This is a genomic window from Telluria beijingensis, assembly GCF_030770395.1.
GTDB classification, from domain to species: domain Bacteria; phylum Pseudomonadota; class Gammaproteobacteria; order Burkholderiales; family Burkholderiaceae_D; genus Telluria; species Telluria beijingensis.
The window spans coordinates 3,273,182-3,294,285 of sequence record NZ_CP132480.1 but is presented as its reverse complement, the minus strand read 5'-3'; the positions used below and the strand labels follow the sequence as shown (position 1 = coordinate 3,294,285).

Annotated in this window: 9 protein-coding genes; 3 read left to right on the top strand and 6 right to left on the bottom strand. The window is 63.6% G+C overall.

Going from position 1 to position 21,104, the window contains the following annotated elements; all coding sequences use genetic code 11:
* Positions 1-8 precede the first annotated feature (8 nt).
* The 4 genes from Q9246_RS14610 to Q9246_RS14595 are packed head-to-tail and all read right to left on the bottom strand — an operon-like array spanning position 9 to position 4,100.
* On the bottom strand, positions 9-1,055 hold the full coding sequence (locus Q9246_RS14610) for an ABC transporter ATP-binding protein (RefSeq protein WP_306391298.1): 1,047 nt from the start codon (positions 1,053-1,055) through the stop codon (positions 9-11).
* Positions 1,056-1,061: 6 nt separating this feature from the next.
* Positions 1,062-1,946: a carbohydrate ABC transporter permease gene (locus Q9246_RS14605; RefSeq protein ID WP_306398180.1), complete on the bottom strand. Its 885-nt coding sequence runs from the start codon at positions 1,944-1,946 to the stop codon at positions 1,062-1,064.
* Positions 1,947-1,951: 5 nt separating this feature from the next.
* Positions 1,952-2,845, bottom strand: coding sequence for a carbohydrate ABC transporter permease (locus tag Q9246_RS14600; protein ID WP_306391297.1), 894 nt, complete (start codon positions 2,843-2,845; stop codon positions 1,952-1,954).
* Positions 2,846-2,849: 4 nt separating this feature from the next.
* The gene (locus tag Q9246_RS14595) at positions 2,850-4,100 is read right to left on the bottom strand and encodes an ABC transporter substrate-binding protein (protein ID WP_306391296.1); all 1,251 of its coding nucleotides are present in this window, start codon (positions 4,098-4,100) and stop codon (positions 2,850-2,852) included.
* Between the two features lie 256 nt (positions 4,101-4,356).
* On the opposite strand from Q9246_RS14595, the gene Q9246_RS14590 reads away from it, so the two are divergent.
* From Q9246_RS14590 to Q9246_RS14580, 3 genes are all read left to right on the top strand, one after another.
* Positions 4,357-5,568: a cation:proton antiporter gene (locus tag Q9246_RS14590; RefSeq protein WP_306391295.1), complete on the top strand. Its 1,212-nt coding sequence runs from the start codon at positions 4,357-4,359 to the stop codon at positions 5,566-5,568.
* A gap of 272 nt (positions 5,569-5,840) precedes the next feature.
* On the top strand, positions 5,841-11,501 hold the full coding sequence (locus Q9246_RS14585; protein WP_306391294.1) for a SwmB domain-containing protein: 5,661 nt from the start codon (positions 5,841-5,843) through the stop codon (positions 11,499-11,501).
* A gap of 327 nt (positions 11,502-11,828) precedes the next feature.
* Positions 11,829-19,211, top strand: coding sequence for a DUF4214 domain-containing protein (locus Q9246_RS14580; RefSeq protein WP_306391293.1), 7,383 nt, complete (start codon positions 11,829-11,831; stop codon positions 19,209-19,211).
* A gap of 195 nt (positions 19,212-19,406) precedes the next feature.
* Here Q9246_RS14580 and Q9246_RS14575 read toward each other — a convergent pair whose 3' ends face one another.
* Entirely contained in the window at positions 19,407-20,693 is a 1,287-nt protein-coding gene (locus tag Q9246_RS14575; protein ID WP_306391292.1) for a type II toxin-antitoxin system HipA family toxin, read from the bottom strand.
* The gene (locus tag Q9246_RS14570) at positions 20,686-21,006 is read right to left on the bottom strand and encodes a helix-turn-helix domain-containing protein (RefSeq protein ID WP_306391291.1); all 321 of its coding nucleotides are present in this window, start codon (positions 21,004-21,006) and stop codon (positions 20,686-20,688) included. The genes Q9246_RS14575 and Q9246_RS14570 overlap by 8 nt, the downstream gene beginning before the upstream one ends.
* Positions 21,007-21,104 lie beyond the last annotated feature (98 nt).

Below are 21,104 nucleotides of genomic sequence, written 5' to 3'. Positions count from 1 at the left end.
ATCCATCTTTACAGGCGTTGACCCAGTTTCGGGTCGAACAGCGACACGCGGCCGCCATCGATCGCGAAACGCACCGCCTGGCCCATCGCCAGCGGCCGCCCATCGTGCTCGATGCACGACAAGGCCTGGCCGCCGCAATCGAGCCACACCACCTGGTGATTGCCCATCGGCTCGACCAGCGTGACCGTCGCCTGCAGCGGCCCATTGTCGTCGATGTGGATGTGTTCCGGGCGCGCCGCCAGCGTCACCGCGCCGGCAGCGGCGCCATTCGCGAGGGGCAGCGTCACTGCGCCGGCGCTGAAGCGTCCCTGCGCATCGATGCTGCCCTCGATGAAATTCATCGACGGCGAACCGAGAAAGCCCGCCACGAAGCGGTTGGCCGGCGTGTCGTACACCTCGGCCGGGGTGCCGATCTGCTGGATGCGGCCACCCTGCATCACGACGATGCGGGTCGCGAGCGTCATCGCCTCGGCCTGGTCGTGGGTCACATAGACCATGGTCGAACCCAGCGCCTGGTGCAGCATTTTCAGTTCGCGGCGCAGTTCGGCGCGCAGCTTGGCGTCGAGGTTCGACAGCGGTTCGTCGAACAGGTAGACGCCGGCCTCGCGCACCAGCGCGCGGCCGATGGCGACCCGCTGGCGCTGGCCGCCCGAGAGCTGGGACGGCTTGCGGTCCAGCAGGGCGTCGAGCTGCAGCATCTCGGCCGTCTTGCGCACGCGGCGCGCCACTTCGGCCTTCGGGGTGCCGGCGATCTTGAGGCCGAACGACATGTTCTTTTCGACCGTCATGGTCGGGTACAGCGCATATGACTGGAACACCATGCCGATCCCGCGCTCGCTGGGGTCGGCGTGGCTCATGTCGCGCCCGCCGATCTCGATCGCGCCGCCGGAGAGGTCGATCAGGCCGGCGATGCTGTGCAACAGGGTCGACTTGCCGCAGCCCGAAGGGCCCAGCAGCACCAGGAACTCGCCCGGCTCGATCTGCAGGTCGAGATCTCGTATGATTTCATGATTGCCACGGGTGATGCACAGCTTGCGTAAATGGACGTTCGACATGCCAGGTTAACCTTTCACGGCGCCAGCGGCGATGCCGCGCACGAACCAGCGTCCGGAGATGAAGTAGATCGCCAGCGGCACCGCGGCCGTCAGGATGGTCGCGGCCATATTGACGTTGTACAGGCGGGTGCCGGTGGTGGTGTTGATCACATTGTTCAGCTGGACCGTCATCGGCAGGTTCTCGCGACCGGCGAACACCAGGCCCAGGATGTAGTCGTTCCAGACCCCGGTGACCTGCATGATGGCGGCGACGACGACGATCGGCAGCGACATCGGCAGCATCACCTGGATAAAGATGCGCCAGAAGCCACCGCCGTCGATGCGCGCGGCCTGGAACAGTTCGTGCGGCACCGACGCATAGTAATTGCGGAACAGGAGCGTCATCAGCGGCATGCCGAAGATGACGTGCACCACCACGATTGCGGGCAGCGAGCCGAACACGCCGGCATGCGCCATCATCCACACCAGCGGATAGATCATCACCTGCACCGGGATAAAGGCGCCGGCCAGCAGCACGCCGAACAGCAGGTTGGCGCCGCGCGGGCGCCAGAACGACAGCGCGTAGCCATTGACGGCGCCGAGCAGGATCGGGATCACGGTGCTGGGCACGGCGATCGCCACCGAATTCCAGAAGCCCTGGCTGACCGCGCCCCAGGCCGCGCGCCACGGCTCGAGCGTGGCGCTGCCGGGCAGGGCGAACACATTCCCCATGCGAATCTCGTCCATCGGCTTGAACGAGGTAATGATCATGACGTACAGCGGCAGCAGGAAGAACAGGGCGGCGCTGAACAGGAAGGCATAGACGCCGATGCGCGCGGGCGTGAACAGGCGCTTGCGGCGGGTGGCGGCGGGGGCGTTTGCGATCGGCATTGGTGGGGCGACGGCGCGCATCTGGTTCATGCATGGCCTCCAGCGAGGCGCGCACGGCGGCTGCGGGCATAGGCATACGGCGCGAGCAGGGCCAGCACCGGGATCAGGAGCGTGACCGCGCCGGCCGACGCCAGGCCGATGTTCGAGCGCAGGAACAGGTGGTCCATGATGAACTTGGCCGGCACTTCGCTGGCGATGCCGGGGCCGCCCTGGGTCATCGCGACCACGGCGTCGAACAGCTTCACCACCGCGGTGGACAGCAGCAGGAACACGGTGGCGACGGACGGGCCGAGCATCGGCAGCACAATTTGGAGATAAACCCGCCACGCCGGAATGCCGTCCAGGCGCGCGGCTTTATAGATCTCGGGATCGATGCCGCGCAGGCCGGCCAGCATCAGCGCCATCACCAGGCCCGAGGCCTGCCACACGGTGGCGATGACGACGGTGTAGATCACCAGGTCCTGGTGCACGATCCAGTCGAACGAGAAGCCGTCGAAGCCCATCTGGCGCACCGCGCCTTCGATGCCGCTGCCGGGCGCCAGCAGCCATTGCCATACCAGGCCGGTGGCGATGAAGGACATCGCATACGGATACAGGAACACGGTGCGCAGCACGCCTTCGCCCTTGACGTTCTGGTCGATGAAGACGGCCAGCAGGAAGCCGATCACCATGCAGGCCAGGATGAAGGCGACACCGTACACGGCGAGGTTGTGCAGCGACAGCAGCCAGCGCTCGTTGTCGAACAGTCGCACATACTGCGCCGCGCCGATGAAGTTATCCGACGGGAAGGTGCGCGACGCCGTGAACGAAGTGCGCAAGGTCCACAGCGCGCCGCCGATATAGGCGCCCAGCACCACCAGCGCCATCGGCACGAGGGCAAGGTGGGGAGCGAAGCGGACGTGGAGGCGTTGGGCGAGCATGGCGTCAGTATTTGAGGGCGTTGGCGATGCTGCGCTGGACTTTATCCACCTTGATGTCCATGTTCCAGTAGGCGGTCAGGATGTCCTGCATGGCGCCGTTCTGGTCCGGCGTCAGGTAGACCTCGGTCACGCCGGCCTGGCGCGTGCGGTCCTTGATGATCTCGATGCCCTTCTGCGCGCACAGGTCGAGCTCCGCCGCATTGGCGTCCTGGCGCACCGGGATCGAGCCTTTCAGCTTGCTGAAGGTGACCTGCAGGTCGGGCTGCGAGACGACCCTGGCCAGCAGTTGCTGGGCCTTGACGGCGTCGGCCTTGTCGGTGCGCGGGAAGACGAACACGTCGCCCTGCATCAGGTAGGGCGTGTCGGCCCTGAGACCTGGAATGCAGCCATAGTGCTTGCCCGGCTGCTGGCCGGCGTTGGTGAACTCGCCCTTGGCCCAGTCGCCCATCACCTGGAAGCCGGCCTTGCCGGCGATGAGCATGGCGGTGGCGTCGTTCCAGTTGCGGCCGGGCGAACCCGCATCGACATAGGACTTCATGCGCTTGAAGGTGAGCAGCACCTCGCGAAACCGCGGTGAGAGGATGGTGGCCTGGTCGCGGTCGCGGATCACTTTCAGGTACAGCTCGCGCCCGCCGATATTGGCCAGCAGGGCCGAGAACAGGATGTTCTCTTGCCACGACTGGCCGCCATGGGCCAGCGGCACCAGGCCGGCGGCCTTGAGCTTGTCGAGGGCGGCGAACAGTTCGTCGATGCTGGCCGGCTCCCGCTCGATGCCGGCCTTGTCGAAGGCGGCTTTCGAATACCAGAACCAGGTCTGCATGTGGATGTTCAGCGGCACCGCATAGTAGTGGCCGTCGTGCTTGATGACGTCGATCAGCGGCTGGGGCAGGATGCGGTCCCAGTCCTGGGCCCTGGCGACGAGGTCGACGTCGTTGAGCATGTCCTGCTCGATGACGTCCGTGAACTGCTTGGAGGTGTTGAACTGGGCGGCGGTCGGCGGGTTGCCGCCGATGATGCGGTTGATGGTGACGGCGCGCGACTGGTCGCCGCCGGCGATGGCGCTGTCGACCCAGACGCCGCCCGCATTGCGGAAAGCCTGGGCCACTTGCTGGACGGCGCTCGATTCGCCGCCCGAGGTCCACCAATGGATGACTTCCGCACGTGGCGCGGCGGCCTGGGCCGATGCGATGCCTGGCATGAAAGCAGCGGCGCACAGCCATGTGCAGGCTGCAGCCAGGTAGCGGGGTGTGACCATCGTGTCTCCATTGGCGCCGTTATTATTCTGGTAAGTTTGGAAACGTTACCATCGGCTTTGATCCGACTATAGCACCGGGTTAATTCAGGGTCAAATTAAACTTGCAATATGTCATTTTGACATGAATCTTCAGGAATGTTTCAGGTCTGGCGTTGCTTGCGACGCATATTTACGACGATACTCCCGGAACTGGAGGTATCGCTATGCCAGCCGCCTGGCGACCCCGTCATCATAATAATTATCCTGGAGACAGACCATGCACAGCGCGATGGCCACCACCGAGATTTACCTGATCGCAATGCTGCTGATCTTTGCCGTGCCCTATCTGATCTGGCGGCTCGGCAATACGGACTACTGGGCCCCGCTGGTGATCGTGCAGATCTTGACCGGCGTGCTGCTGGGGCCGGGTGTGCTGGGCAAGGCGTATCCCGAATACTACAATTTCGTTTTCAATCCCCAGGTCATCCAGTCGCTGAACGGGATTGCCTGGTGGGCGGTCATGCTCTTCGTGATGCTGGCGGGGATCGAACTCGATCTCAAGAAGGCATGGCTGCATCGGCGCGAGAGCAGCATCACGGCCGGGCTGGCGCTGGGCGTGCCGCTGGCGTTCGGCAGCGTGGTGGCGGCCGGGATGCTCGGCTTTGCCGGCTGGATCGGGCCGCAGGCGCAAGGCTGGCAGTTCGTGCTGGGCGTGGGCATGGCCTGCGCGGTGACGGCGCTGCCGATCCTGATCCTGTTGATGGAAAAACTGGACATCCTGCGCCAGCCGCTGGGACAGCGCATCCTGCGCTACGCCAGCCTGGACGATATCGCGATCTGGGGCGTGCTGGCGCTGATCCTGCTCGACTGGGAGCGGGTCGGGCGGCAACTGGGCTTCTTCCTGGTGTTCATCATCGCCACCAGGCTGTTCCGGCGTCTGATGGTGAGTATCCCCGAGCGCGACCGCTGGTTCGTGATGCTGGTGTGGCTGGTGGTCTGCGGCTTCGCCGCCGACTGGGCCGGCCTGCACTATATGGTGGGGGCGTTCCTGGCCGGCGCCGTGATGGATGCGGACTGGTTCGACCAGGAAAAGCTCGACTTCCTTCGCCACAATGTGCTGTTGGTGATGATGCCTGTCTATTTCTTGAGCACGGGCTTGCGGACCAACTGGGCGCTGGGCGGCACGGCGGTCTTCATCGCGGCGGGGGTATTGCTGGCGGCCTCGGTCGCGGGCAAGCTGGTCGGGGTGCGGATTGCCGGCAGAATCCTCGGCTGGAGTCGGGAAGAAGCGTCGATCATCGGCTGGCTGTTGCAGACCAAGGCGCTGATCATGATCATTTTCTCCAACATCTTGCTCGATAAGGGCGTGATCACCAGCGAGACTTTTACGGCGCTCTTGTTGATGGCGATCGGCAGCACCATGCTGACGATTCCCGTCGTGTATCCCAAGCTGCGGCGCGGGGCCACGCTCGTCTTCAAGCCGAATTAGAGCGCCGGCCTGGCCCGGGCGGGCGATCTGTCAAGACAGGTGTGGATTTGCCGCGACCCGAATGAAACAAACTTGGTTTGTGAATAATGAAGGGGGCCCGAAACGAGAAAAGTGCGAATAAAAGACAACGCTTTTTCGTATTTTTCGACCTTAAATATTGCTCGATGAAAAACGGGGACTTATAGTCAAGATGTTTCTTGTCGGCAAGGCATTATGACAATACCGTGACCCGGGTGGCCTTGCAATTCATTCATCTTGCGTGGAGTTCCACTGTGTCCGTTTCCCATTCCGCATCTTCCGATACCGCCTTCGTCTTCATCGACCGCTCTCTTCCCGACTTCGACCAATTGGCGGCAGCCGTCAAGCCGGGCACTGAAGTCGTCCTGCTCGATGCCTCGGAAGATGGCCTGCAGCAGATTGCACAGGCGCTGGCCGGCCGCAGCGGCATCGATGCCATCCACGTGCTGAGCCACGGCAGCGCCGGCGCGCTCGCGCTGGGCAGCGCCAAGGTCACGCTCGACACGCTGGCCGCCCAGGGCGAGGCGCTCGGCGCCATCCGCGCCGCGCTGGCCGACGATGCCGACCTGCTGCTGTATGGCTGCGACGTGGCGCAAGGCGCGCAGGGCCAGGCCTTCATCGCCGCGCTGGCCGCGGCGACCGGCGCCGATGTCGCCGCGTCGACCGACCTGACCGGCAGCGCGCTGCTGGGCGGCGACTGGGAACTGGAAGCGGCGGTGGGGCAGGTGGACACGGCGTCGCTCGGCAGCGGCGGCGCGCTGGCGGCCTATGGCGGCACGCTCGGGCCGCTGCCGAACAATGCGCCGACGATCACGGACTATTTCTCGACCAGCGTCAGTACCGGCATGCCTTCCCTGTTGCCGGACTACCAGGTCGACGATGCGGACGGCGACATCCTCACGGTGACCCTGACGGCCACCAACGGCAATATCGGCAACCTGGTCGATGTCGACAATATCGCTCCCGGCATCCAGTTGACCGGTTCGGCCAGCGCCATCAATGCGGACCTGGCGCAGGCGACCTTCACCGCCAACAGCAACGGCACTGCCTCGGTCACCATCAGCGTCACCGACGGCAAGGGCGGCAGCCCGGTGACGGCGACGTCCTGGCTGGCGGCCACGTCGCCGGCGCCGGCGATCACGGGCGGCATCATCGATGGCTCCGCCATCTCGAATGGCGATCGTACGTCGTTGATCACTGGCGCCGACGGCAATATGTACCTGCCTGCGTTCGACTCTTCCACGCAGACGGTAACGATCCTCAAGTGGGACGGCAGCGCCTGGTCCACGGCGGCCACCCTCAGCGCGGCCGAGTTGGAATACGATGAGCTCGACGCCAGCGTGACGCTCGGCGTCGACCAGTACGGCAAGATCCATGTGTTGACGAGCAATGACGACGGCAAGGAAGCCGACGCCGTGGTCACGCTGTCCACCTACGACGGCGCCGCATGGTCGTCCGTGGAGATCGAACGCCTTTCCTCGCCGGGAACGGCGATGGACGATGCCACCATCCAATTGTCCGGCGCCAGCATCGTGGTCACGTCCGACAATGTCGTCAACATCGCTTACCACCGTGTGGCAGGCAAGGAGTACGACGCTGTCCAGGAAAAGAATTTCTTCATCACGAATGCCTCCGGCGGCTTCACCTTCACTACCACGGATGCCGGCAACGCCAGTGTGAGAACGCTGCAGCAGTTCGACGGCCCGGACGGCGATAGTTATGTCCTGCAGGCCGATGACGACAATGGCGGATTGATCATCCATAAATACCGCAACGGCGAATATGTGGACATGGACCACACGCCAGTCACTGGAAGGCTGGTCGGCGCCGTCACCGACGCCAGCGGCCAGGTCGTTATCGTCACCGGCGACTATGACGAAGACCTGCTGGCATGGACGCTGGAGAGCGGCATGTGGATCCCCAGTCCCATCATCGAGAACCCGCAATCCGGGTATGCGTATGCGCCATACACCCATGTCGATACGGATAATGCCAGCGGCAGGACGGGCCTGGTCAAGGGGCAGGACGGCACGGTCTACCTGGCCATCTACGACGACGATCGCGCCGGCACCTACACGAGCCGCATCCTCAGGCTGGAAGACGGCGCCTGGGTGGACGGCAAGACGTCGATCGACGAATTCAATGCGCTTTACGGGTTGACCTTCGCTGTCGATGCCAGCGGCAACGTCATGATCGTGAACACCTACGAGCCCGACATCGACCTGTCCTATATTTTCGGCCATGACACCGATTTCGAGGCTGCCGGCGGCGACATCACGCCGCCGGCCCTGGTGTCGGCCGCCGTCAACGGCACCTCGCTGGTACTGAGCTACGACGAAGCGCTGGACAATGTGGCGCTGATGGCCTCATCGTTCACGGTCAACGTCGGCGGCGCCCCGGTGGGGATCACCAATGTGGCGATGGATGCGGCCGCCGGCAAGGTGACGCTGACGTTGTCGACCGCGGTGCAGCCGAACCAGTCGGTGACGGTGTCGTACGCCGATGTGAGCGGTGGCAGCACGCCGGTCCAGGACACATCCGGCAACGACGCGGCGAACCTGGTAAACCGGGTGGTGACCAATAACTCGGTCGACACGCTGGCGCCGACCCTGACGTCGGCTGTCGTCAACGGCACTTCGCTGGTGCTGACCTACAACGAGGCGCTGGACATCACCCAGCAGCTGGGCAATAACGCGTTCCAGGTCAAGATCGGCAACACGACCGTCAGCGTGACCAACGTGGCCCTCGATGGCAACGTCGGGACGGTCACGCTGACGCTGGCCACGGCCGTGCAGCCGGGCGACGCGGTCACGGTGTCGTACGTGGTGCCGAGCAGCGGGGGGGTGATCCAGGACGCCGCCGGCGTCGATGCCGCCGGGCTGACCAATCAGGTTGTCGCTAACGATTCCAGCGATACGAAGGGGCCGGTCCTGCTGACGGCCGCCGTGACCGGCAGCGCGCTGGTGCTGACCTATAGCGAGGCGCTGGACGTGAACCACGGTCCCGGCACCGATGACTTCGTGGTGAAGGTCGACGGCCAGCCGGTGGCGGTGGACGGCGTCGACATCGATCCGCTCACGCATGCCGTCACGCTGACACTGGCAAGCGCGGTGCAGCCGGGCCAGGTGGTGACGGTGTCCTACCTTGATCCGACTGATGGCGACGACGACTTTGCGATCCAGGATGCGCTCGGCAACGATGCCGCCAGCCTGGAGGACCAGGAGGTGTACAACGATTCGGACGATACGCTGGGTCCGGTGCTGGAGAGCGCCACCGTCAACGGTACCGCACTGGTGCTGGCCTACGGCGAGACCCTGGACGAGGACCACGGTCCCGGCACCGATGACTTCGTGGTGAAGGTCGACGGCCAGCCGGTGGTGGTGAACGGCGTCGACGTCGATCCGCTCACGAATACCGTCAGGCTGACGCTGGCAAGCGCCGTGCAGCCGGGCCAGGTCGTCACGGTGTCGTACCTTGATCCGACCGACGACGACGACGACTTCGCGATCCAGGATACGGTCGGCAACGATGCCGCCAGCCTGGTCGACCATGCCGTCAGCAACAACTCGGGCGATACGGCCGCCCCGGTACTGGAGAGCGCCACCGTCGACGGCACGGCGCTGGTGCTGACCTATGGCGAGATGCTGGACTTCAGCCATGGCCCCGACGCCGGCGACTTCGTCGTGAAGGTCGATGGCGAGGCTGTATCGGTGAACGACGTCGTCATCGAACCGCAGTCGAACCTCGTCCGGCTTACCTTGACGAACGCGGTGCAGCCGAACCAGGTCGTGACGGTGTCGTACCTCGATCCGACCGACGGCGACGACGACTTCGCGGTCCAGGACATGGCCGGCAACGACGCCGCCAGCCTGGTCGACCGGACGGTGACGAACGACTCCGCCGACACGCTGGCCCCGGCCTTCGTGTCGGCCGCGGTCAACGGCCGCACGCTGGTGATGACCTATAGCGAGGCGCTCGATGCCAGCCATGCCCCGTCGGGGTCGGCGTTCGCCGTCAACGTCGGCGGTAGCCAGGTGGCCGTCAGCAATGTCGCCATCAATGCCAGCGCCGGGACCGTGACGCTGACGCTGGCGAATGCCGTCCAGCAGGGCCAGGCGGTGACGGTGTCGTACCTTGATCCGACCGACGGCAACGACGACCATGCGATCCAGGACACGGTCGGAAACGACGCCGCCAGCGTGGTGGCGCGGGCGGTGACGAACAACACCCCGGCCGCGGGCGGCGGTAATCCTCCTGTGAATCCGCCGGTGAATCCGCCGGTGAATCCGCCGGCCGGCAGCACCGTGGACGGCGTCAAGGTGGTGACCGAGCAGGTGCGCAATCCCGATGGCAGCACCTCGACCAAGGTGACCATCCCGGTCGTGACCGAGTCGCGCGAAGAGCAGGTCGGCAACAACGACGTCGCCGACATCCCGCTGGCCACGAATGCGTCTGGCAACCCGATCCTGACAGCGCAGCTGCCGGTCGGCTTCGGCATGACGAGCTCCGGTTCGGGGATCAAGACGGCCGGCGACGCGCTGACCGACCTGATCCGCGAGATCAAGGCCCACACCGCGGCCGGATCGACCGACCAGGAAGCGCTTACCGGCGGCGGCAGCGGTTTCATCGGCGAGCTGGCGTCCAACACCTCCCTGCTGGTCCAGACCATCGTGCCGACGTTCGGCGGCACGACGTCGCAGAACGCTCCGGTGGCGATCGTGGGCCTGCCAGCGGCGCAGGACAATCCACAGACGGCGCTCGTGATCGACAGCTCGCAACTGCCGGGCGGCACCCAGCTCAAGCTGGACAACGTCGACTTCGCGGCCATCATCGGCGCGGTCAATGTGAGCGGCGGCGCCGGGTCGCAGAAAGTGTGGGGCGACAGCGCCAGCCAGACCATCTTCCTGGGCGAAGGCGACGACGTGCTGCACGGCGGCGGCGGCGACGACATCGTCGGCAGCGCCGGCGGCAACGACCGCGTCTACGGCGACGATGGAGACGACATCGTGTTCGGCGGCGAGGGCGACGACTACGTCGATGGCGGCAGCGGCCGCGACATCGCCGTCTACAGCGGCGCCGGCCGCGAGGGCTACAGCCTGCGCGTGAAGGACGGCCAGCTGGTGATGAAGGACCTGCACGGCAGCGACGGCACCGACACCGTGGTCGACGTCGAGGTGCTGCGCTTCACCGGCGCACCGGCCGACACGACCGAGCGCGGCACGGTGGCGCGTCTGGTCGAGGCGGCCAGCGGCGCCAAGGCCAGCGACGCCGCGATCGATACCTGGATCGATGCGCTGGACCAGGGGACCGGCCTGGCCGCCGTGGCGCGCAGCCTGCTCGCGGCCAACGGCCTGGACAAGCTGGGCAATGCCGCCTTCATCGATGCGCTGTACGGCAATGTGCTGGACCGCGCCGCCGACGCCGCGGGCAAGGTCTACTGGGTCGCGGCGCTCGACGCCGGCGCGATCGACAAGGCCGGCGCCGCGCTGCTGATGGCCGATTCGGCCGAGAAGCTGGCGCTGGGCGAGCCGGTCGACCTGGACTTCAACCACAGCGACGTGGCCACCCTGGTGCGCATGTACGAAACGCTGTTCGCGCGCCATGCGGACGAGGATGGGCTGAACTTCTGGATCGGCCTGCACGAGTCGGGCGCCAGCATGACCGTGCTGGCGGACTGGTTCGTGGCATCGGGCGAAGCGTCGGACAAGTATGGCGCGCTGACGGATGCCCAGTTCGTCGACGCCCTGTACCAGAGCGCCTTCGAGCGCGTCGGCAGTGCCGGCGAGCAGGCGTTCTGGGTCGACGGCCTGGCGTCCGGCCGGATCGACCGCGGCGACGTGTTGCTGGGCTTTGCGGACTCGCAAGAGATGCTGACGCTGGTCGGCGCCATCGATACCAGCATCACGACCGTTTGATCCAGGAGTGGCCAGGAAAACCGCCGGCGCCTTCGGGTGCCGGCGGTTTTATTTTGGGCATTGCATATGCAATTACCGTTTTTATCAATTTTGCCGATATATAAATTTCTGAGGTTGAAATCAAGTTACTGATAAGGCATGGATTGTTCATTAATTGCTACCAATAGAGAGTAGTTTGTGAACACATCAGCATTGTCGTCCAGTAAATGTGTAGGAAATACCCGACAAAAACGAAAAAGTGATTCAAGCAGTAGAGTCGAACATAGTAGAGTTCGTTTCTCAAAAAAAACATTCGTCGTACGTCTGTATTCTTCTACTGGAAATCTCATGCCTCAAAGTTACGCTTCAACCATCAGCTCGTTTTATCTCGCCTACTTCGGCCGCCCAGCCGATCCGGACGGTCTCGCGTTCTGGACGATGCAGCTCGAGAACGCCAATGGCGACTTGAGCCAGCTCACCTCCGCATTCGCACAGTCCGAAGAAGCGATCAAGCAGTACGGCTCCAGCGACACCGTTACCCACATCACCCAGGTCTACCAGCAGTTGTTCAACCGCGCGCCCGACGCCGAAGGCCTGGCATTCTGGGTCAACGCCATCGACAAAGGCAATATGTCGCTGGCCGACGCCGCCGTGACGATCCAGGCCGGCGCCCAGTCGACCGATCTGCAGCTGACGCAGCTGCGTGAAAAGCTGGCCGGCCAGTTCACCCAGCAGGTCGCCGACGGCAAATTCGCCTACAGCGGCTACGCCTCGCTCGAAGCGGCGCGCGTGCTGGTCAAGGCCGTCGATCTCGAGATGAGCGGCGCCGACGCCGACGCCATCGTCGGCTTCTCGCTGAAACTGGCCGACATCGCCACCAAGACCCCGGCCGTGATCGATGCGATCGGCACCGGCACCACCCTGGCCAGGCTGCTCGACACCCCGCGCGGCGCCGCCGATCCGGTCAAGCTGGTGCAGGCGCTGGCCGACGTCGCCGAAGCGGCCGCCGGCAATCCGGTCACGCTCGATTCGCTGCTGCGCAGCGGCGGCATGAAGAAAGTCCTGGAAGTCATGCCGGCCAAGGCCACGCTGGGCCAGGTCGTCGACGCGCTGGCAAAAGGCGGCCTGCCTGCCGCCGTCGAAGTCGTCTACCCGACCACCCCGACCGCGCCGACCGTCCCGACGACGCCCACCACCCCGACCCCGCCGCCCCCGGCGCCCGAGTTCTCGGTGGTCCTGAACAAGGGCGTGCTGAGCTTCACCGGCACCTCGTCGGACGCCGTCGTCGTCGACCTGGCCAATAACGTCATCACCCGTGACGGCAAGCCGGTCACGGTCGCCGGCATCACCAAGCTGAGCGACGTGATCGCCAGCGATTACGCCGGCAACGTCACCGTGGTCGGCAGCGTTGCCGACGTCGCCAAGGTCATGGCCGTCCCGAGCGGCGTCGACGCGTACAGGATCGTCGACGCCAAGGGCGCGATCTTCAGCGGCGCCATCGGCGCCCGTGCACTGGCCGACACCGCGACCGCCAACCTGCTGGACGGCGCCCGGCACGTCACCATCACCGACACCCTGTCGATCGAGGAAAAGCTGGTCATCGACGGCCGCGCGACCCTCGACCAGCAGCGCCTGACCGTGAGCGTCGACGCCGAGGCGCCGACCGTCACCGTCGAATTCCAGTCGATCACCGAAAGCGCCGACGACAACGCGCCGGACTTCGTCACCAACCAGGCCGAGATCACGGTCAAGGCCGTGCTGAAAGCCGCCCTGGCAGCAGGCGACCATGTGCAGTACTCGGTCGATGGCAAGACCTGGACCGCGGTTGCCGCCACCGACATCGTCGGCGCCACGGTGAGCGTCAAGGGCATCGACGCCACCACCAGCCCGACCGTCTCGATCCGCGTGGTCGATGGCGCCGGCAACCCCGGCCAGGCGATCGCACAGCCGATCACCTACGACATCACTCCCCCGACCCAGACCGTCACCATCGATTCGATCACCGAAGACAGCGGCGACACCCCGGACGGCAAGCACGACTTCGTCACCAACGAAGAAACCGTCACCGTCGCGGCAACCCTCTCCAGCAAGCTGGCGGCCGGCGAATACGTGCAGTATTCGGTCGATGGCGAACAGTGGGTCCCCGTGGCGGCCAAGGACGTCGATGGCACCTCGGTGACCATCCACGGCATCGACGTATCGGGCAACCCGACCCTGCAGGTGCGCGTGATCGATGCCGCCGGCAATCCCGGCATCAAGGCGAGCCAGCCGATCACCCACGACTCCACTCCGGCAACCCAGACCGTCAAGTTCGAGACGATCAGCGAAGACAAGGGCGACAGCGCCGACGCGACCGCCGACTTCGTGACCAACCAGGCCACGGCCACCGTGACCGCCACCCTCTCCAGCGCGCTGGCGACGGGCGAATACGTGCAGTATTCGGTCGACGGCCTGCAGTGGACCACCCTGGCGGCAGAGGCAGTCGATGGCACCGCCGTCACCATCGCCGGCGTCGACACCGCCGCCACCCCGAGCCTGTCGCTGCGCGTGGTCGATGCGGCCGGCAATCCTGGCGCCAAGGCGACCCAGGAAATCACCTTCGACAACACCGGCGCCACCCAGACCGTCGAGTTCGTCTCGATCAGCGAAGACGAGGGCAATAGCGCCGACCGTACGCCGGACTTCACCACCAACGTGGCCACCGCCACCGTCGAAGCCAGGCTGTCGGCCGTGCTGGACAAGGGCGAGTACGTGCAGTATTCGGTCAATGGCACCGACTGGACCACGCTGGGCGCCGAGGCCATCGACGGCCGCAAGGTGACCATCGCCGACATCGACACCGCCACGACCCCGTTCCTGTCGGTGCGCGTGGTCGACGCCGCCGGCAACGAAGGCGCCGTCAAGACGCAAGAGATCGTCTTCGACGATCAAAAGGCCACCCAGACCGTCACCATCGATTCGATCAGCGACGATGAGCTCGACATCAGCCAGGACTTCGTCACCAACCAGGCGATCGCGACCGTCCGTGCGACCCTGTCGGCCGTGTTGAATCCTGGCGACTACGTGCAATACTCGACCGATGGCGAGACCTGGTTCGAGCACCTGGCCGTCCTGCCGCGCGGCCATGGCGGCCTCGAGAGCATGTCCGGCATCCTGGTCGAGGGCCGGGAAGTCGTCATCTATGGTGTCGACGTGTCCGGCAGCCCCGAGCTGAAGGTGCGCGTCGTCGACGCCGCCGGCAATGCGGGCGACGCCGCCTCGCAGCCGGTCACCTATGACAATACCCCGCCAGACGTGACGGTGACCTTCGACAAGATCACCGAGAGCGATGACGACATCGTCGAGGACTTCACCACCAACCAGTCCTGGGCGAACGTCGACGCCACCCTGTCGGCCGCATTGAGCGATGGCGAATACGTCCAGTTCTCGGTCGACGGCATCGAGTGGACCACCGCGACCGTGCCGGACGTGAATCGTATCTCGACCTTCGACATGCCGGACAGCCGTGCAACCGTCGATGGCACCTCCCTGAAGATCTACGGCATCGACGCATCGGCCAGCCCGACGCTGCGCGTGCGCGTGATCGATGCCGCCGGTAACTTCAAGCAGCCGGCCGAGCAGAAGATCACCTTCGACGACCAGGCGCCGCTCAATGCGGTGACCATCGACGCCATCTCGCAGGACGAAGATGACGTGTCGGACGATTTCATCACCAACCAGGCCAGCGCGACGGTCACGGCCAGCCTGGAGCAGGGCCTGAAGGATGGCGAGCGCGTGCAGTTCTCGACCGACGGCGAGACCTGGACCTCGGTCGCGGCCGAGAACGTGGTCGGCCGCAAGGTGACCATCGAAGGCGTCGACACCAAGGCCAACCCGACCCTGTCGCTGCGCCTGATCGACAGCGCCGGCAATGCCACCAAGGCGGTTGCCACGGGCATCACCTATGACGGCAAGGCGCCGAGCGTCGGCGACATCGCCTTCAGCCAGGTGACCCAGGGCGCGGGCGACCGCAAGCTCGACAACGTGACCAAGGCGGCATCGGCCCACGTCGACTTCATGTACACCGGCGACGGCATCGGCGCCGGCGAGAAGTACCAGTGGAGCACCGACGGCAAGACCTGGCACACCGAGTCGATCGACGTGTTCACCAGCACCAAGGTGGTGCGGGTGAAGAACGTCGACCTGACCAAGGGCACCCCGGTCGTCGCGGAAGGCGCGACGGAACCGGTCTTCAATGCGGACAAGGTTACCACCGTCTACCTGCGCTCGATCGATGCGGCCGGCAACAAGTCGCCCGAAGTGAGCAAGCAGATCGTGTACGACTACTTCGCGGCGAAGCCGACCATGAAGCTGGCCACCGACAGCCATGGCACCAACGTCGGCACGGATGCCGACCGTGTCACCAACGACGCCACCATGTCGCTGGAGGGTGTGGAAACCGGCGCCAGGATCGAGTATTCGGTCGATGGCATCGAGGGTTGGAGCAGCACGGCGCCAGCGACGAAGCAGGGCCTGAACACCTATTTCGTGCGCCAGATCGACCTGGCCAACAATACGAGCAAGGCGTCCGAAATCAGCTTCACGCTCGACAATATCAAGCCGACCGCGCCGACTATCAGCCTGGACAGCGATACCGGCAGCAATACCAGCGATGGCATCACCAACAAGGGTGTGGTGAACATTTCGGGCCTGGAAACGAACGGCAGCACGATCTGGGAATACAGCACCGATAACGGCGACACCTGGTTCAAGGGCAAGGCGACCGATGACAGCGGCACGGCCAAGCTGGACCTGACCGAACTGGGCGATGGCGTCAAGGCCGTGGTGGTGCGCCAGGTCGACCTGGCCGGCAACGTCGGCGAGCACTCGGCAACCGTGAACTTCACGCTCGACACCAAGAAGCCGGACAATGGCGTGTATTTCAGCGCGGTGGAGCAGGCGACGGACGATGCCAACGTGACCGAACTGGATCAGGCGCGCGTGTTCTTCAAGTACACCGGCGAGCTGGATACCAGCGGCAAGCTGCAGTGGCGTCTCGCGGGCAAGGACGAGCAAGACGAGGGTGAATGGGTGACGGTGGATGGCGACGCAATCGACACCGACACCAATACCGTCATCCTGGGACCGATCGACCTGAGCAAGGGGCACAAGACGGTCGAACTGCGCCAGATCGATGACGCCGGCAACTACAACCTGGCTACCCAGCTGATCAAGGGACCGTACAACCCGGCAGTCGTGACGACCGATTACGATGCCGACGGCGTGTATGTGACCAGTTCGGCTTCGGGCACGATCTTTGGCCGCTGGCAGATGTTCGAGCACGATGATTTCGGAATCCCGCTCGGCTACGTCGAGAAGAACGACGATGCCCTGGAAGGCGAGTTGATCGGCCAGACGGATGCGGGCCCGATGTACAACGCCTTCACCATCGGTGTGCGGGAGGACGGCAAGAACTACACCTCGTACGACCAGTCGGGCCGGGTGTATGTGCTGGGCTCGGAAAATAACGAGCATCTGCATGGGCAGTATCTGTGGGGCTTCGACGGCGACGATCGCCTCAACGGTAACGGCAGCGACGATTTCCTGTCGGGCGGCGATGGCGACGACATCCTCGTCGGCTCCACCGGCGCGGATACCCTGAACGGCGGCTACGGCGCGGATACCTTCGTGTTCGTCAACAAGGGCGATTCGGTCGAGGCGGTCGAAGGCGGCGGTGGCTTCGATGTCATCGAGGACTTCGAGTTCGGCACCGACAAGATCGAATTCCGTACCGAGGACATGGTCGAGGCTGACTTCTACAACGTGATCGCGCGTCCGCACGATGGCCTGGTGATCGATACGACCCAGTACGACTCGCTCGAGCAACTGATCGCGGCGGCGCAGGTCTACCTGGCCGACTCCCTCCACTACGGCAGCGTGGTGGCGGGCCAGGTCGGCAAGGATGTCTACATCCTGGGCGAGAGCAATACCGGTCAAGCGAACCACTACGACAGCGGCAGCGACCTGATCATCAAGCTGGAAAACGCCAAGGTGCAGTATCTGGGCATCACTGACTTCATCGGCTTGTACGGCATGCACCAGTACGTTGGCGACCTGACGGCGATCGATGGCGTCACCACGCCGCATCCGATCACGTCGGTGAACGCCAGCGTCCTGGCGTTCCAGGACGAGTATGGCGACAGCTATACGATGGGCAGGATCGAGCCCGAGGAAGAAAGCATGGAAATCCCGCAGACCATGGTCGGCATCAGCGGCAAGGGCGGCGACCAGTTCATCTTCAACCAGGGCGGTGTCGTCTTCATCGACACGCCGGAGGCGACCAATCTTTCGCAAGAGTGGGACATGGCGAACGAGTACGCGGCTCCCTTCGATTTCGTGGGCTCGCAAGGCCAGGTGACGATCGACTTCGGCGTCGACGTCACCGCCGTCGCCACCCGGTATGGCAAGGTCATCGACCGTGTCGAGGCGAATGACGAGGACATGAACCCGGTCTACAGCTTCTACTCGGCCGCCACCGTGATCGCGGCGCTGAATGACGCCTACCATGCGGCGCACGGCAACAAGGCCAATGCGGCGATCGTGTTGAACGATTACTCCGAAATGACGTCGATGCTGGCGGTCGATGCGGACGGCGACGGTAATATCGGCGCCAACGATTATGCCCTGCTTGCCGGCTATGGCATGGTAGAGGTCGATGCGAACCACAACCTCGTGTACGAATCGGTGTGGGAACCGATCCAGGATCCGGACCAGTGGCCGGACGAGGGCGATGACGATGACGATGATGCGGATAACGGTGAAATGCCGGTCGGCCCGGGCGAGCCTGGCAGCGAGGGCACCATGCCGGATACCGGCACGGATCCGAATCCATCCACGGGTAATGAGCCGAATCCGGACACAGGTAGCGGCACGGGCCCGGACGTTCTGACGGCTTACACGCCGCTGTTCAATGGTGGTGGGATCATCCTGAATGAAACCTTCCATGCGGATGTCTACATTGGCGACAAGCTGGTCACTACGCTGAAAGGCGAGTGGACGGGTGTCGGCGCGCAAGCGGATGGACAAGTGGCAGAGGGCGCGTTCCGTCTCGCCGGCGCCGACATCGCGACCTTCGATCCCGAAGGTTACATCTTCGGGGTCGGTACGAACGCAGGCGATGAAATCTCCGGCAACGTCGTGTGGGGCTTCAATGGCGACGATACCCTGAAGGGAACCGGCGGCAACGATCTACTGTATGGCGGTGCAGGCAATGACACGGTCTGGGGCTATGGTGGCGGTGACGAAATCAACGCCAGGGAGGGGCATGACCACGTGATGTACGAAGCAGCGAGCGATTCATACCTGGGCGAGCTTTACGGCCCGCGAACGTTCGATAACATCATCACTTCGACTGCCGGTACTACCCTGCATTTTGAACACGATGTCGATCTTCAAATTCTCGTCGACCAGACCTGGAGCGCATTTGCATTCCAAACCGGGAGTCAGGCAATGACGGCCTTGAACGATCTCTTCATGGCGAACACGAGTCCTGCAGCCGACCTCGCGTATCAGGGGCTCCTGATCCAGGACACGTATGACGCGTATAACGCCTGGCTGGTCATCGATACCGGTAATGGCGCCATCGATAGCGAAGACTACGTGATCCGCATTGAAGGACTGCCGCACGGTTATATCGACGCAGCTGAAGAGAACGGCGTTATTCTGGTGGCGTCGGTTGTCGGCCCGTTCTGATGCCGACTGCTTGATGCCCCTTCTGCGGCATTAGGACAAAAAGCCCCGTTCCGATAGGAGCGGGGCTTTTTTCTTCCTGCAGGCCAGTATCGTCGACAAGGCCCGGACAGCAAAAAGCCCAGCACCAAGGCTGGGCTTTTGCTGAGTACTGCTGCCGACCGTGGGACTCGAACCCGCCACCTGATGATTACATGCTCAACGGTCACCAGGCCGCCCATGATCTTGCCGCAGTCGCGCTACGTTTTCGTCGATGCGACCTTGTATAGTACGCAAGGTGTCTTGAGTAATATCGTGCGGATACATATCCTCAGCGATCACGGCGAACTGGCTTGCCACTTCGCAAATTCCGTTAATCAGCATGCCTGCTATGTCCTGGGACACCTCGGCTTCGTCGGCAAGCCGAAGAATGTGTGTACGGGAAATTGCCAGAGCCTCTCCCATCACGTCCATCTGATGATATCCACCTGGTCCCTCGCAGAAGGTCACGTCGTATGCGGGCGCCAGTCTCCACTGACCATCTGGCGCCATGATGTAGGCGAAGTTCTTGGGATGATCGTCCCTATTGTTGAACGCAATATTGAAGACAGCGCGTTTGAAGGCTATCTCCATCTCTCGCACATCATTGGTGCACATTTGCGTCGCGCGTAAGAAATTGACGTAGTCCAACGCCCCCGGTGTCTGGTAATTGGCGCCCGTAAACGCGGCGAGGCTCTGCATGGGCACGCGCAGTCCATTTTGCCGATCGAAGCGCTTGCTGGCAAACGCCGCCAGCCCGTTAGGCAAACTGAAGTATTGCGTGTCCGGGGTCTCGATGCCGCATTTGCGCAGGCATTCGGCATAGACCATCTCGATGGCGCATACCTCGGGGTGTTCTTCCTTGGCCGGGAACTTGATGAGCCAGGGTTCGAATCCGGGCCTGACGGCCGTGGTAAATCCGCTGGATCGAGGGTCGCGATAGACCAGCGCCTTGGGCCTTGCACCTTGGGGCGAACCGCCGACCAGAAGCAAGGTCTCCAGGAACTCCCCGCCTTCTCCATGGAGCACTTCCTGCACTTCGGCGGCAAGCTGTTCCAGTGGAATGTGGACGTCCGGCTCTTCTCCCTCGGGCGCCACGGGTTCGAATGTCATGGCCCCCATCGCGTTGCTACCGACATAGGCCGACCGTTCAAGGGCGCCAATGCGCGCCGTAGTGAGTCCTCGACGCCTGAACAGGCGGTCCATCAGCAACATGCCCCATCCATCCGGCAAGGCGTCATAGACGGGTCCTGGCAGTTGCAGTTGGTGGTGTGGGAAATCGCGTCGCAACTGGGGGCCTTCCAGCGGCAATGTGTACGAGGACAGTTCCAAGCCTCTTTGCTTGGCTTCGTTACTATATTGGAACACGATCAGCGGGCGGCCGGTCAGGGCAGTTGTCGTGGCCAATGTGCCCCAGTGCCAGCGTTCGCCCCATCCTTCATAAAAGACGTTTACTTTCTCAAGCATGATCGGCCCTCTTCTTTTTTGTCCGAATGCGCTTGGCGCTGCTTTCATAGCGCTGAATGTCTTCGATGGTGTCCAGCTTGGGCAGGAACAGGCCTTCGAGCTCCTTGATTCGACCAAGTGCTATTGCCACCCGGATCACAGCTTCTAGGCCGACATTGCGCCCGGCCTCAAGGTTGGATAGGGTATTGGTCCCAATGCCAGCACGCCCGGCCAGATCGGCCTGCGTCATGTTCAGCGCCAATCGCTCGGTGCGCAAGCGGGCACACAGGCGCTTGATGACCTCACCCGGTTTGTTAAAGCTTAAATCCAACATAGTGTGTACCTCGCCCGGTATCTCGCACTTAATCCACAAAATTATAGAATTAATCATCCTACGCATCAAGGATGATAATTCCTGAATTTTGTGGGTTA